The organism is Cytobacillus oceanisediminis, from assembly GCF_007830235.1.
Taxonomy (GTDB): domain Bacteria; phylum Bacillota; class Bacilli; order Bacillales; family Cytobacillaceae; genus Cytobacillus; species Cytobacillus oceanisediminis.
Genome location: NZ_VLKI01000015.1, coordinates 69423 through 83390 on the forward strand (window position 1 = coordinate 69423; position 13968 = coordinate 83390).

Genomic DNA, 13968 nt, shown 5'->3' on the forward strand with positions numbered 1-13968 from the left:
AGGCTGGGGGTGTTTTGTTGTTTGCATTATTTACCAGACTCTTTTTGAAAAAAACTGCTCAAAAATTAGACAAAACATTCGAATTCTTTAATATACGCCTTTACAATAGAAGAGAGTAATCTTATTTAGGTTACTCTCTTTTTTAAAGCTTTGTAAAATTTTAATTAGAAGAAAAGGAGGAGCCGCAATGCTAGAGTTTGATACAAATATAGACCAATACGCTACGATAAAAGTCATCGGGGTCGGCGGCGGGGGAAATAACGCAGTTAACCGGATGATTGAACACGGGGTTGAGGGAGTAGAGTTTATCGCTGTAAATACAGATGGACAAGCTCTGAATCAATCAAAGGCAGAAGTGACAATGCAAATCGGAGCATCCTTAACAAGGGGCCTGGGAGCAGGGGCAAATCCTGAGGTAGGCAGAAAAGCGGCAGAGGAAAGCGAAAGCCAGCTGCGAGAAGTTTTAAAAGGTGCTGATATGGTATTCGTGACAGCTGGAATGGGTGGCGGTACTGGAACTGGGGCAGCACCAGCGATCGCGCGCATCGCACGCGAAGTTGGTGCGTTAACGATTGGCGTGGTAACCCGCCCGTTCAAGTTTGAAGGACGCAAGCGTGCTCAAAATGCAGATGCCGGTATCGAAGCCATGAAAAAAGCGGTGGATACCTTAATTATTATTCCTAATGACCGTTTACTGGAAATTATCGATAAGAAAACACCTATGCTTGAAGCATTCATGGAAGCGGATAATGTTCTGCGCCAGGGCGTTCAAGGCATTTCCGATTTAATTGCTGTACCAGGTTTGATTAATCTCGACTTTGCTGATGTTAAAACAGTTATGTCCCATAAAGGAACTGCTTTAATGGGAATTGGAATCGCCACTGGTGAAGACCGCGCAGCTGAAGCGGCCAGGAAGGCAATCTCCAGCCCGCTGCTTGAGACATCCATCAATGGTGCACGGGGTGTCATCATGAACATTACGGGTGGAGCCAATATTAGCCTATATGAAGTACAGGAGGCTGCTGATATAGTCGCTTCTGCTTCAGATGAGGAAGTAAACATGATTTTTGGTTCGGTCATTAACGATTACTTAAAAGAAGAAATCATTGTTACGGTTATAGCGACCGGTTTTAATAATCAAGAAGACTCACCAGCTAAACCAAGTTCAAAACCATCTGCAGAGAAAGAGTTAGTTCATACATATCAGTATTCAGAGGAACAAAGTAACCAGCGCAGTGTGAGGGAACGTCGAGAGCCTGTTCAAGATTATGAGCAGCAGCCAGATCGTTCAGAAGACTCACTTGATACTCCAGCATTTTTACGAAATCGCAGAAAACGGTTTTAATATATTTGAAGAGGCCGCCCAAGAGAGTAGGGCGGCCCTTTTTAAGTTTTTGGCGGTTTTCTGGGAAGCGGGATAAGAGCTGGTTGATATGTTGGTGGTTGGGTGGTTGATGAACAAAAAGGGGAGAAACCATTGATATATCAAGGTTCATTAAGAAAGGACAGGCATGCGCCTGTCCTTTTTTAATGATGATGGCTATTTATTTCATTTAAAGTAACCTGATCCAGGTTTTTATGCACGTTGATTAACTTTTTAAGAAGGCTCATAAATTTTTGTTTATCTTCAAACGGAGTCAGGTCGAGTTCTCTCTTTAACTCATTGCTTTTCTTAACAAGCTCTTCAATTTTTTGAATAACTGGGCAGTTGTTTTTAGTCATATGTATTCTCCTAATTTAAGCTCTTAGTTTAACTGTACCACGAAAATCAATTTCAAAGGAAACAGGCATGTTTCATTTATATTAAAAACTGACTGGCTATTTAACCAATTTAACTATTCTGTTAAAAATGTCGAATTTAGTTGAAACTAATGGAACAGAGTCATATATTATCAACAAGTGCTTTTTAATAGACAAGGTGAAAAGGAAACCAGGGGGTGAAATCCTTGTCGACTGTTTTGTTTGGAACTGTAGAATACTATGAAAGAGAATTAACATATTATCTTTCTAATATGAATATGAGCACTTCCATGAAGGAAGATGCAACAAAGAAGATATTGATTATGCTTGAAACGGAAATATTCAATGTGTTTTTGTTCGACGAAACAATACGGATAAAATGTTTTCATAACCTTTTAAAAGCGTTTGGCAAGATGTTAGAAAAGAGCCTCGTAACGTCTTAGTATAAATCCAATAATAGATTTAGTTTTAACTTAACAAAGAGGCCACTGCTGAGAGGGGCCTCTTTCCTTATATAATATTTAATTTAAAATTGTGATCTTAACATCTTTTCTTCCAAATTCCATAGCCGCTTCTGTTGTTGGGATAAATACGTCAATCTCATTTCCTTTAATTCCTCCGCCAATATCTTCAGCAGTAGCATAACCATAGCCTTCTACATACACTTTTGATCCTAGCGGAATGACATTTGGATCAACTGCAATTACTTTAGCATCTGGATTTTCTAATAAATTAACTCCTGTCTTGGTAATTCCAATACATCCTTCACAGCTGGCCGTATAGGCAGTTGCTGTGACAGTAAGAGTTTTAGATTTTTCAGTGGCAGGCTTAGTAGTAGCAGCTGCTTTTACTACTGTGTTTGAAGGTTCTGCAGCTTTTGCCTGCTTTGTTCCATTTCTATATATAATAAGCTCCAAGCCTGGTTTAATAAGATCGGATTTTAATTGATTCCATGCTTTAAGGCTATTAACATTAACACCGTATGTGTGGGCGATATTCCAGAGAGTATCACCGGATTTCACTATGTAAAATTCTTCAGGCGAAACTTCAAGTTTATCATTTGGGTGAATAAGATCTGTTGATAAGCCATTCCAATTTTTAATATCTTGAACAGAAACTTCATGTTTTTGTGCTATAGACCAAAGAGTATCTCCCTTATTTACAACTACTTCTTCTGCTTGTACACTGGCACCTGCTGCACTCCAGATGGTTATTGCCGCTAGCATATAATACAAATACTTTTTCATCGAATAACCTCCTAATAGCTTGTTTTACGGTTTCTATGCTAACACAGAAGATTCTGAGAAAAAGAACAGGGAAGTTATAATTAAATTACGGACATTTCAGTAAGATAACGAGAAAATGTCTAATTAAACGAATATTCAGAATATATGATCACAATAGATTATGTATTTTACAATAATAGTCATAACTGGACCTTATAATGGAGGAAATGGATAATATTTAAAACTATACGTTATTTTTAGGGATTTATTGGAAGGCTAGATTTCTATAAGATAACGAAAAGATCATTATTCAGACTTTTAAGCTTGATAGGGATTTGCTAATGAAGATAAAAAACAGATATTTTTTAAGAAAGCGTTTACAAAATAAGGGTAAAGTGATATAATATAAAATTTCATAAAATGTTCAATGATTCACAAACGATTGTTATTTATCCATGATATTCTTAAATCAGGTAATACAAAAAGGAGTGATAGTCATGATGAGTTGCGAATGGAGAACTTTTTCAACTGATGCAGAAACATATACACAAGCTGCTTTTGAAGAAATGATTGGGGATGAGTTTGAAGCAATGATGTTTAAAGGGAATGATGAGTTTCCCGCATATATATGGACTGTCAATTATGTGATTATCGTGAAGAGAAGCGCAAAAATGATCACGGACATTTCTTTTGAAAGAATCCCCCGTAATCCAGTTTGTGAGTAGACAGTTGTTAGGTAAAATTTTTTTAAGTACATTTGTGAAAAATTTCACAATATATAAGGAGTGGCTATAATGGCGGTTGAAGAAAAAGTGTTAAGTGAGAATGCGGCAGTTGCAAAAATGATTGATTCTCTTGTAAAAAAAGGGCAGGAAGCATTGAAAGAATTTGATGCATTTGACCAGGCGGTCATCGATATGATTGTAAGAGAAATGGCTCTAGCAGGACTCGATCAGCATATGGAGCTAGCTAAACTGGCAGTAGAGGAAACAAAGCGCGGAGTTTATGAAGATAAAATGATTAAGAACATGTTCGCGACTGAATATGTCTACCACAATATCAAATATGATAAAACGGTTGGAATCATTGAAGAAAATGATAATGAAGGCATTTGCCATATTGCTGAGCCTGTCGGAGTTATAGCTGGAGTTACGCCGGTTACAAATCCAACTTCTACTACCATGTTTAAAGCACTTATCTCGATTAAAACAAGAAATCCGATCATTTTTGCTTTCCATCCGTCTGCGCAAAAATGCAGCAGTGAGGCAGCAAGAGTACTGCGTGATGCCGCTATTTTAGCTGGAGCACCTGAAAACTGCATTCAATGGATTGAGACACCTTCCCTTGAAGCAACAAGACAGTTGATGAATCACCCAGGAATTTCACTCATCCTGGCAACAGGCGGTGCTGGTATGGTGAAGGCGGCTTATAGCTCAGGCAAGCCTGCAATTGGGGTTGGACCTGGAAATGTACCTTGCTATATCGAAAAGTCCGCCAATATTAAACGTTCCGTTAATGACCTGATATTATCCAAGACCTTTGATAACGGAATGATTTGTGCATCAGAACAAGCCGTCATCATAGATAAAGAAATTTATGCGGAAACAAAGAGTGAATTAATCGCAAACGGCTGTTACTTTTTAAACGAACAAGAAAAGCAGAAGGTTGAAAAACTGGTGATCAATGAAAAATCCTGTGCAGTTAATGCAGATATTGTCGGGATGCCTGCGTATAAAATTGCCCAAATGGCAGGAGTAACGGTACCAGAAGATATAAAGATTTTAATTGCGGAACTAAAGGGAGTAGGCCCACAATACCCGCTTTCCCGAGAAAAGTTAAGCCCAGTGCTGGCTTGTTTTAAGGCAGACAATTTAGAAGAAGGTTTAAAGAGAGCGGAAGAGATGCTTGAATTCGGAGGCCTGGGTCACTCAGCAGTTCTTCACTCAACAGATGAAAGGGTTATGCAGGCGTTTGGCACTAGGATGAAAGCAGGCCGTATTATTGTGAATGCACCATCTTCTCAAGGAGCAATCGGCGATATCTATAATGCTTATATGCCGTCATTGACACTCGGATGCGGTACGTACGGCGGAAACTCTGTATCTACCAATGTGGGGGCCATACACCTGGTGAATATTAAAAAAATGGCGAGAAGGAACGTGAATATGCAATGGTTTAAGGTTCCGCCTAAGATTTATTTTGAAAAAAATTCAACTCAATATTTAACGAAAATGCCGAATATCTCTAAGGCTCTTATTGTGACTGACCCAGGAATGGTAAAACTTGGGTATGTTGATAAAGTTTTATACTACTTAAGAAAGCGTCCGGACTATGTTCATTGCGAGATCTTCTCTGAGGTAGAGCCGGATCCATCTATTGAAACGGTTATGAAGGGTGCTAAAATGATGGCAAGCTTCCAGCCGGATGTGATTATTGCGCTTGGCGGCGGGTCTGCGATGGATGCAGCAAAAGGAATGTGGCTGTTCTATGAGCATCCCGGGACTGAATTCCATGGCCTGAAGCAGAAGTTTTTAGACATCAGAAAAAGGATTGTAAAATATCCCAAGGTGGGAGAAAGAGCGCAATTTGTTGCGATACCGACAACCTCTGGAACAGGGTCTGAAGTAACATCGTTCTCTGTCATTACCGATAAAGAGGCAAACATTAAATATCCGCTTGCAGATTATGAGCTAACCCCGGATGTAGCGATTATCGATCCGCAATTTGTCATGACAGTGCCGAAGGATATAACGGCAGACACAGGCATGGATGTCCTGACACATGCCATTGAAGCTTATGTTTCAGTAATGGCAAATGATTACACGGATGGTTTGGCGATCAAAGCCATACAGTTAGTGTTTGAGTATTTGCCAAGGGCTTACCGAAATGGCAAGGATGAATTAGCCCGTGAAAAAGTGCATAATGCCTCCACTATTGCAGGAATGGCGTTTGCCAATGCATTCCTTGGCATTAATCACAGCCTTGCGCATAAACTTGGTGCGGAGTTCCATATTGCCCATGGACGTGCCAATACAATTTTAATGCCGCATGTCATTCGTTATAATGCGGAGAAACCTAAGAAGTTTACTGCATTCCCAAAATATGAAAGCTTTATTGCAGACCAGCGTTATACTGAAATTGCAAGAATGCTGGGATTGCCGGCAAGAACCACTGAAGAAGGAGTAGAGAGCTTAATCAAGGCGGTTATTAAACTGGCAAAAGAATTGGACATTCCGATGAGCATTGAATCAAACGGTGTTAAAAAAGAAGAATTTGCAAGCAGAGTGGACTTCCTTGCAGAGAGAGCATTTGAAGATCAATGTACAACTGCTAATCCAAAACTTCCATTAGTGGCAGAACTTGCTGAAATTTATCGGAAGGCATTTAAAGGCGTTTGATTTTTGGCAGCCCCTTGGTTGGGGCTGTTTTTTTACTGGTGACCTGCTAGTGTATGGAATCCGAAGAAACCGCTTTGCGTCGGAGAGTGGTGCATATATTGTAAAAGTTGTACGTATTTTGGGGAAAGTTGTTCATAAAAATGAAAAAAGTAAGGCGAAAAATCGGGGGAGCGGTTCATAAATTTTGAAAATGGCATCTAAAGGGACCGGTTGTGGAGATTTAGTGGGTAATGGGGTTTTGATCATAAGCAAATGAAATTTTTCTAGCATGTTTGTGTTTTTATGTTACATATTTCAGGATTTATCTAGCAGGTTTTTGAATTTATCTAGCATGATTCATAATTTATCTAACATTTGGATTTAATTTTTGTGAAATACTCCGTCCTTCGGAAATTGGGGATTAATATTTATTGGAGAGTTGAGGAAGTATAAGGAAGTTAGCAGTGATAAATGGTTATGAAGGGATGAAGTTGTGTGAAGAATTTTCGTTTTTTACTAAGTGATCAGTTTCAGGCTAATGAGATAGCGGAGGATTTACAGGTTCAGCTGGAGATTAATCGTTTTAATCATGTGAAGGTTACAACGGTTGAGCAGAGAAATGAGGTTCTTGTTCAGGTGCCTGATGCGAATGGATCGCTGGAAGAAGCCGTGGAGAGTTTTATGAGGAATTATCAGGATGGGGAGGTTTTGGAGTAGAGGGGAGTGTAAATGAGTGCGGTAGTTTGAGTTAAGGCGGAAGGGCGTTACCTTAGGTACCTGCGTTCAAAGGCAAATACCTTTAGAAGCAAAAAAGGAGAGCGGCTAAGTTAGTCGCTCTCCTTTTTCTATAGCTGTATCAAATTACTTTAGTATTTTTTCTACTATATAAGTACCCTGATAGTTTTCAAGTGTGTTTAGATAACCTACTACATCTACTGTATAGGTTCCTTGTTCGATATCAGGGATAATTGTTTCTTCAAAAGTGGAAAGTGCTTTCCCGGATGAACCGACAAGGGTACCGGCAGAGTCTCTTACTTCCATATCCAAGTCATTTGCGGCGAGGGCCCAGTCAATTCGAACGGTAAGGCTGACTGTTCCTTTGTCTATTGCAATGTCTTTATAATCGTGGGAGGCTATGCCTACGTCAGCAGCGCCCAAGCCGATTGTTCCATCCCAATTATATTCCGTGGTGTATGTGTCGTATGTTTTTCCAGTTTTATTATCGCGGTACTTTCCAATGTTAACATTGATGTTTTGTGCTGCTTCGACTGCATTATAGGCATTGACATAGCCGGACCCTGCTTCATGATATTGATAGTTTTCCATTGGATCGGCTGTTTGCGTTAGAAGTTCAAGTGCCATGTCCGGTGTTAGGTTTGCTTGGGCCTCTTTCATAAGAGCTATGACTCCGGAAATATGCGGAGTTGCCATACTTGTTCCGCTGGAAGTTGTGTAGTAAGGCAGGTAATCAGGATCGATATAGGTTGCATCTGTTACTGTTCCGAGTGTGTTCATTACTGAGCCTGTTGAAGCACGGGTGGCTACGATATCTACGCCAGGTGCAGTGATATCAGGATGCAGGTATTCATCTCCTGGTACACCGCGGGATGAGAAGTCAGCGAGTGCTTTGTCTTTTGTGCCTGCTGCTACACTGATTACCCAGGGAGCTGCAGAGTAAGGGTTAAGGGTATTGTCGTCTGGCCCTTCATTTCCTGCAGCAAATACAACTGTCATGCCGGCGTCATGGGCTTTTTTCGATGCGATGTTGATAGGATGGTTTGGAGAGTATTCTCCTGTTGAGCCCCAACTATTGCTGATGATATTGATTCCGTATTTTTCCTGGTTGGCAAGGACATAGTCAAATGCTTCGAGTGACCACAGAATATTGATTCCTTCACCAACACCAAGACCAACTAGTTTTGCGTCTGGCGCTACTCCTTTATAAAGGCCATCGCTTGCTGTTCCACTGCCGGCTATGGTTCCAGCCACGTGTGTTCCATGTCCGGAGGTTGTGTCTGTGTTTATGACATTTTCAAGGTAAAGGCTGCTTCCTCCGAATAAGCTGTCGCCAACTAAAAATTTCACATTTTGGATGACTTTTTCGCCGAATTGAAGGTCCTGGTGGGTTGCGTCAATGCCACTATCTATGATGGCTACAGTTACGCCTTTGCCGGTGTAGCCAAGGTCGTTCCAGACGGATTCAACTCCGATTAATTTTCTGCTGTCTTTCATGAGGTATTGAAGGTCTTCATTTAAGTAGATGGATAGGATGTTGTTGGTGGCTGAGCTGAGAAGGCTGTTGATCATGGGAAGGCTGCCTTTGACTGTAACCATCGGTAAGTTAGTGTATGTTTTGGTTTCAAACCCGAGAGTTTGTAAGAGTTGTATGTCTAATGATTGCGGTTGGTCTTTGTAGGTTATGATGGCTTCTGTATTTGTGTTGTTTAGCGGGTTTTCCAGCAGCTCTTGCAGTTTTGGATCGAGTTCGATGGATAGCAGGTCTGCTTTTGGACTGGACATGGATGATGAGAAGATGAGTCCAAAGATTAATAGGAATAGAGTTGTGATGCGTAAGATTTTCATTTAATTCCTCCTGATTATTTAGAATTTTCTAACGATTTGATTATACCCTAGATGAGAAACAGATAAACGGGACTTTTGGGGGGTTTTTAATTGAGTTGGTTTTTTAGGGGCTTTTTAAAAAGGAAGACCTTCTGTCTTTTTATCTAAAAGATGAGTATGAAAAAGTGGGGGGAGGTGTTACATTTCTCACTGACAGAGGTTGTTTTTTGTTTTTAAATGGTAGGTGGAAAGGCTCTTTTGTGAAAGTCCAATAGAATTTGATGGATATTGTGGTGGTGCATACTCATATATTCTATTGATGAATGCAGGCAAGCTATATTCGTTAGGCACGTCATCTTCCGCTGCGCTCCAGATCACGTGCACTTTTGTTGGTTTTTGTTGCCCAAATTGGGGAGGGTTCGATTTTGCGTCATCTCCTGATGTGTTTCGAGGGTGTTTTTTCAGGGAGATCACGCAATCGCCCAGAGGAGGGGGACGTGTCGACAACGAAGTTTCTGCTTTTGGAAATTCTCTCTCTGCGAGCCGCTGGCGCGTCTCTGGATTCAGCAGGCTGAATCCCCGCCGAACAAAGCTTTTTCTGCTTTTTGAGAGCGAGCTCTCAAACGCTGCAAAACTTTGTTCGGCAGTCGAGAGAATTTCCAATAATAGTCTGAGGTTGTGTCGACACGTGGGTTTTAGGGTGCTATAATGGTTACGGTTACATGTTTAAATGTTGTGAAAATTTTCGGCATTGGAGGGGATGGACATGGAGCTTTGGAATTTATATCAAAATAACTATTTGATAGTTTTTGTGTTTCTGTGTCTTGGGGTTTTACTGCCTGTGGTGGCGTTGTTTATAGGGAAGCTTTTGCGGCCTTATAATCCTTATGATGCAAAGTACACCATTTATGAGAGCGGAAATGAGCCATTTCATGATTCTAGGGTGCGGTTCAATGTCCGCTATTATATTTTTGCCCTTATGTTTGTCATTTTTGATGTGGAGACTGTGTTTTTATATCCATGGGCAGTGGCGTATGAGAAGCTTGGTATTTTTGCACTAATTGAGATGTTGATTTTTGTGTTTATGCTTGTAATTGGGCTTGTATATGCTTGGAAGAAGAAGGTGCTAAAATGGATTTAAAAATGGAAAACATTCCAGAAGCAGAAATGGAAGAGATTAAACGGACTGTGTTTTTTTCTACATTTGAACAAATAAAAGCTTGGGCGCGGAGTAATTCATTATGGCCAATGACCTTCGGGCTTGCTTGTTGTGCCATCGAAATGATGCAGGCGAGTAATGCTCATTATGATTTGGAGCGTTTCGGTACTTTCTATCGTAACTCGCCACGACAATCGGATGTAATGATTGTTTCGGGAACTGTTACGAAGAAGATGGCGCCGATTCTTCGCCGTCTTTATGATCAAATGCCGGAGCCAAAATGGGTTATCGCCATGGGTTCTTGTGCGACAGCTGGCGGACCATATGTAAAGTCCTATTCAGTTGTAAAGGGCGTCGATCAGATTGTTCCTGTTGATGTATACATACCAGGTTGCCCTCCGAATCCGGCAGCTTTGATATATGGAATTAATAAATTGAGGGAGAAAATCCGTTACGAGGCTAAGACTGGGAAGAAGGTGATCTAACCTATGAGCGGCGAGAAGGATCTTGAACAGCAGAAAAAAGAGGCAGCCGCGAAAGCAAAGGCCGCCGCACTGGCAAAAATGAAGGCAAAAGAGCAGGGAGAAGCGAAGGAAGAGTCTCCAGCAGAGGATATGGATCTGGCAAAGCAAAAAGCAGCAGCCGCCGCTAAAGCAAAGGCCGCCGCACTGGCAAAAATGAAGGCAAAAGAGCAGGGAGAAGCGAAGGAAGAGTCTCCAGCAGAGGATATGGATCTGGCAAAGCAAAAAGCAGCAGCCGCCGCTAAAGCGAAGGCCGCCGCGCTGGCAAAACAGAAAGCAAAAGAGCAGGGAGAAGCAAAAGAAGAATCTCCTGCTGAAGATTTGGATATAGCAAAGCAAAAGGCAGCAGCTGCAGCAAAAGCAAAAGCGGCAGCAGCGGCGAAGGCCAAGGCCGCCGCACAGGCGAAGCAGGCGGCCGGAGCCGGTGATGGTGATGATGATGATGAAAAGGCGAAGGCAATCGCAGCAGCAAAAGCAAAGGCTGCAGCCGCAGCGAAGGCGAAAGCAGCCGCACAGGCGAAGCAAGCAGGCGGAGCCGGTGGAGATGACGAAAAAGCGAAAGCGATCGCAGCCGCGAAAGCAAAAGCGGCAGCTGCAGCAAAGGCGAAGTTAGCGGCAGGCGGAGCTGGCGCGGATGATGAAAAGGCGAAGGCAATTGCAGCAGCAAAAGCAAAGGCCGCCGCAGCAGCCGCAGCGAAAGCCAAAGCAGCTGGAGGAAAGGCTGATGCTGAACCTGCCGAGGAGAAGAAGCCATCCGTCAATCAGCCTTATCTTGATAAGTATGTAAAAGTAATTAATGAAAATCTCGGTTCAGATGTATTGGAAGATTACTATATTAACAATCTATCCAAGGATGTACCGACATTAATCGTGAAGGCTGATTACTATTATAAATTGGCTGAATTCCTTAAATATAATGAACAGCTTGGGTTTGATTACTTATCTGAGCTGCATGGAACAGACTACGAAACACATATGGAAGTGTATGTTCACTTATTCTCATATAAAAACACTCAATCTGTTGCTTTAAAAGTAAAGATTGATCGTAATGAACCAACAATCGATTCATTGCAGCCGCTTTGGGAAGGGGCAAATTGGCCTGAATGCGAAGCTTATGATTTGTTAGGGATAAAATTTAAAAATCATCCTAACCTGCACCGCATCATGCTTGGCGAAGAATGGGTTGGTTATCCGCTAAGGAAAGACTATGAACCGTATGATGTGGAGGTGTAACCATTGTTGCGAACAGAAGAAATGCTTTTGAACGTAGGACCTCAGCATCCTAGTACGCACGGTGTTTTTCGTCTCGTCTTAAAAATTGATGGGGAAATCATTAAAGAAGCAAAGCCGGTGATTGGCTACCTTCATCGCGGAACAGAAAAGCTGGCAGAAGACCTGCAATATACTCAAATCATTCCTTACACAGACCGGATGGACTATGTATCCGCTATGACGAATAACTATGTGCTTTGCCATGCAGTTGAAACAATGATGGATATAAAAGTTCCGGAAAGAGCGGAATATTTGCGCGTCATTGCCATGGAGCTCGGCCGTGTAGCAAGCCATCTGGTTTGGTGGGGTACATACTTGCTTGACCTTGGGGCAACGAGCCCGCTCCTTTACGCATTCCGTGAAAGGGAAATGATTATTAACTTGCTCAATGAGCTTTCGGGTGCACGTTTGACCTTCAACTATATGCGTGTTGGCGGAGTCAAATGGGATGCTCCGGAAGGGTGGATTGAGAAGGTAGCAGAGTTTATTCCATATATGCGCGAGCAATTGAAAGGCTACCATACTCTTGTTACAGGTAACGAAATCTTCTTGAATCGTGTAAAAGGCATAGGGAAATACACGAAGGAAGAGGCAATTAACTTCTCTCTTAGTGGAGCAAACCTTCGCTGTACCGGCGTAAAATGGGATCTTCGCAAAAATGAGCCTTATTCCATTTATGATCGATTTGATTTTGATGTTCCTGTTCAGGATGGCGGAGACGCATGGGCACGCTACCAGGTTCGCCTGGCTGAAATCGAGGAGTCATTGAAAATTTTAGAGCAGGCTTGCGAGCAGTTCCCGGCTGAAGGCGATATCCTTGCAAAAGTGCCGAAAATCATTAAGGCGCCTAAAGGGGAAGCTTTTGTAAGAATCGAGTCTCCTCGAGGGGAAATTGGCTGCTATATTGCAAGTGATGGAAAGAAAGAACCATATCGCCTGAAATTTAGAAGGCCATCATTTTATAATCTTCAAATTCTCCCAAAATTACTGGAGGGAGAAAGCATAGCAAACTTAATTTCCATACTAGGGGCAGTTGATATTATCCTAGGGGAGGTGGATGGCTAATGGTAGAGGAATTATTGCATTCCCAGGCAGGAATATTTAACTTTGGGGTCTTCTTTTTACTGGCGGTTGTTCTGCTTTTAGTCGTTTTAGGCTTCGTTACGTATGCCATATTGGCGGAACGTAAAGTAATGGGTTTTATGCAGCTTCGCCAGGGTCCTAACCAGGTAGGTGGACGCTGGGGGCTATTGCAGACCGTCGCAGACGTTTTGAAGCTTTTAGTAAAAGAGGATACGATTCCAAAGCTTGCTGATAAGCCATTATTTATTATTGCACCTGTAATCGGCTTTGCTCCGGCCTTTATGGTTATGGCAACCATCCCGTTTACAGATAAACTGCAATTTGCAGATCTTAGTGTAGGACTGCTTTATTATATTGCCATCTCAGGGTTGACTACGATTGGAATGGTGACGGGCGGATGGGCATCCAATAACAAATACGCCCTTCTCGGCGGAATGCGTGCAGCAGCACAGATGATTTCCTATGAAATCCCGCTAGTCATGTCCGTGCTTGGAATCATTCTTTTAACGGGAAGCTTAAACTTGAATGAGATCGTCGCAGCTCAGGAGAATGTGTGGTTTATCCTGCTTCAGCCGGTTGCATTCATTGTGTTCCTGATTGCATCAGTTGCAGAGTTAAACCGTATTCCATTTGACCTTCCTGAGTCCGAAAATGAACTGGTAGCCGGTTTCACGACGGAATATTCAGGGTTCCGCTGGGCAATGTTTATGCTTGCAGAATATGTATATATGTTTGCAATGGCGTCATTAACAACGGTTCTATTCCTTGGCGGATGGCTTCCGTTATTTTCATTCCTGGACTTCATTCCAGGCGCTGTATGGTTTGCGTTAAAGTTTACAGTAGTGATCTTTTTATTAATCTGGTTCCGCAGTACGTTCCCGCGTATCAGGGCTGACCAGTTAATGGAGTTTGGCTGGAAAGTACTATTGCCAGTAGCGCTGGCCAATATTTTCTTAACGGCTATTATCAAAGAAGTTATGAATCTGTTCTAAAAAAACTCTATTTTGCAGGAAGAATTCTTAGTGCAA

The 13968-nt window shown here is 41.9% G+C and carries 14 protein-coding genes; 10 read left to right on the forward strand and 4 right to left on the reverse strand.

Annotated elements, in window-relative coordinates; translation table 11 throughout:
• The first annotated feature begins 187 nt into the window (after positions 1-187).
• Positions 188-1345, forward strand: coding sequence for a cell division protein FtsZ (gene ftsZ, locus IQ19_RS19945; RefSeq protein ID WP_144544408.1), 1158 nt, complete (start codon positions 188-190; stop codon positions 1343-1345).
• Between the two features lie 182 nt (positions 1346-1527).
• Here ftsZ and IQ19_RS19950 read toward each other — a convergent pair whose 3' ends face one another.
• On the reverse strand, positions 1528-1722 hold the full coding sequence (locus IQ19_RS19950; protein WP_144544410.1) for a hypothetical protein: 195 nt from the start codon (positions 1720-1722) through the stop codon (positions 1528-1530).
• A gap of 224 nt (positions 1723-1946) precedes the next feature.
• On the opposite strand from IQ19_RS19950, the gene IQ19_RS19955 reads away from it, so the two are divergent.
• The gene (locus IQ19_RS19955) at positions 1947-2183 is read left to right on the forward strand and encodes a hypothetical protein (protein WP_144544412.1); all 237 of its coding nucleotides are present in this window, start codon (positions 1947-1949) and stop codon (positions 2181-2183) included.
• A gap of 78 nt (positions 2184-2261) precedes the next feature.
• Here the strand turns inward: IQ19_RS19955 and IQ19_RS19960 are convergent, their stop codons facing one another.
• Positions 2262-2987: a LysM peptidoglycan-binding and 3D domain-containing protein gene (locus tag IQ19_RS19960; protein WP_144544414.1), complete on the reverse strand. Its 726-nt coding sequence runs from the start codon at positions 2985-2987 to the stop codon at positions 2262-2264.
• Between the two features lie 476 nt (positions 2988-3463).
• Between IQ19_RS19960 and IQ19_RS19965 the strand changes: the two genes are divergently transcribed.
• From IQ19_RS19965 to IQ19_RS19975, 3 genes are all read left to right on the forward strand, one after another.
• Positions 3464-3691, forward strand: a complete 228-nt coding sequence (locus IQ19_RS19965) for a hypothetical protein (RefSeq protein WP_144544416.1) — start codon at positions 3464-3466, stop codon at positions 3689-3691.
• 69 nt (positions 3692-3760) lie between these two features.
• Positions 3761-6364: a bifunctional acetaldehyde-CoA/alcohol dehydrogenase gene (gene adhE / locus IQ19_RS19970; RefSeq protein ID WP_144544418.1), complete on the forward strand. Its 2604-nt coding sequence runs from the start codon at positions 3761-3763 to the stop codon at positions 6362-6364.
• 474 nt (positions 6365-6838) lie between these two features.
• Positions 6839-7060, forward strand: coding sequence for a hypothetical protein (locus IQ19_RS19975; RefSeq protein WP_144544420.1), 222 nt, complete (start codon positions 6839-6841; stop codon positions 7058-7060).
• Between the two features lie 144 nt (positions 7061-7204).
• Here IQ19_RS19975 and IQ19_RS19980 read toward each other — a convergent pair whose 3' ends face one another.
• A complete protein-coding gene (locus tag IQ19_RS19980) occupies positions 7205-8926 on the reverse strand; it encodes a S8 family serine peptidase (RefSeq protein ID WP_144544421.1) in 1722 nt (573 codons plus the stop codon).
• Positions 8927-9112: 186 nt separating this feature from the next.
• Positions 9113-9568 (reverse strand): hypothetical protein, encoded by a 456-nt coding sequence (locus tag IQ19_RS19985; RefSeq protein ID WP_144544422.1) that lies wholly within the window; start codon positions 9566-9568, stop codon positions 9113-9115.
• 103 nt (positions 9569-9671) lie between these two features.
• On the opposite strand from IQ19_RS19985, the gene IQ19_RS19990 reads away from it, so the two are divergent.
• From IQ19_RS19990 to nuoH, 5 genes are read left to right on the forward strand one after another with little or no spacing between them, the layout of a single operon-like run.
• Positions 9672-10046 carry an NADH-quinone oxidoreductase subunit A gene (locus tag IQ19_RS19990; protein WP_110063742.1) on the forward strand — a complete coding sequence of 125 codons (375 nt, stop codon included), beginning with the start codon at positions 9672-9674 and terminating at the stop codon, positions 10044-10046.
• Positions 10037-10549 carry a NuoB/complex I 20 kDa subunit family protein gene (locus IQ19_RS19995; protein ID WP_110063743.1) on the forward strand — a complete coding sequence of 171 codons (513 nt, stop codon included), beginning with the start codon at positions 10037-10039 and terminating at the stop codon, positions 10547-10549. The genes IQ19_RS19990 and IQ19_RS19995 overlap by 10 nt, the downstream gene beginning before the upstream one ends.
• Before the next feature lie 3 nt (positions 10550-10552).
• Entirely contained in the window at positions 10553-11818 is a 1266-nt protein-coding gene (locus IQ19_RS20000; protein ID WP_144544423.1) for an NADH-quinone oxidoreductase subunit C, read from the forward strand.
• A 3-nt stretch (positions 11819-11821) separates the two neighbouring features.
• Positions 11822-12922 (forward strand): NADH-quinone oxidoreductase subunit D, encoded by a 1101-nt coding sequence (locus tag IQ19_RS20005; protein ID WP_144544424.1) that lies wholly within the window; start codon positions 11822-11824, stop codon positions 12920-12922.
• On the forward strand, positions 12922-13932 hold the full coding sequence (gene nuoH / locus IQ19_RS20010; RefSeq protein ID WP_144544425.1) for an NADH-quinone oxidoreductase subunit NuoH: 1011 nt from the start codon (positions 12922-12924) through the stop codon (positions 13930-13932). The genes IQ19_RS20005 and nuoH overlap by 1 nt, the downstream gene beginning before the upstream one ends.
• Positions 13933-13968: the final 36 nt, after the last annotated feature.

Bases quoted from the DNA above. Each gene is read 5' to 3' on its own strand.
- ftsZ (WP_144544408.1), top strand. From the start codon at position 188: ATGCTAGAGTTTGATACAAATATAGACCAATACGCTACGATAAAAGTC.
- IQ19_RS19950 (WP_144544410.1), bottom strand. From the start codon at position 1,722: ATGACTAAAAACAACTGCCCAGTTATTCAAAAAATTGAAGAGCTTGTT.
- IQ19_RS19960 (WP_144544414.1), bottom strand. From the start codon at position 2,987: ATGAAAAAGTATTTGTATTATATGCTAGCGGCAATAACCATCTGGAGT.
- IQ19_RS19965 (WP_144544416.1), top strand. From the start codon at position 3,464: ATGATGAGTTGCGAATGGAGAACTTTTTCAACTGATGCAGAAACATAT.
- adhE (WP_144544418.1), top strand. From the start codon at position 3,761: ATGGCGGTTGAAGAAAAAGTGTTAAGTGAGAATGCGGCAGTTGCAAAA.
- IQ19_RS19980 (WP_144544421.1), bottom strand. From the start codon at position 8,926: ATGAAAATCTTACGCATCACAACTCTATTCCTATTAATCTTTGGACTC.
- IQ19_RS19990 (WP_110063742.1), top strand. From the start codon at position 9,672: ATGGAGCTTTGGAATTTATATCAAAATAACTATTTGATAGTTTTTGTG.
- IQ19_RS19995 (WP_110063743.1), top strand. From the start codon at position 10,037: ATGGATTTAAAAATGGAAAACATTCCAGAAGCAGAAATGGAAGAGATT.
- IQ19_RS20000 (WP_144544423.1), top strand. From the start codon at position 10,553: ATGAGCGGCGAGAAGGATCTTGAACAGCAGAAAAAAGAGGCAGCCGCG.
- nuoH (WP_144544425.1), top strand. From the start codon at position 12,922: ATGGTAGAGGAATTATTGCATTCCCAGGCAGGAATATTTAACTTTGGG.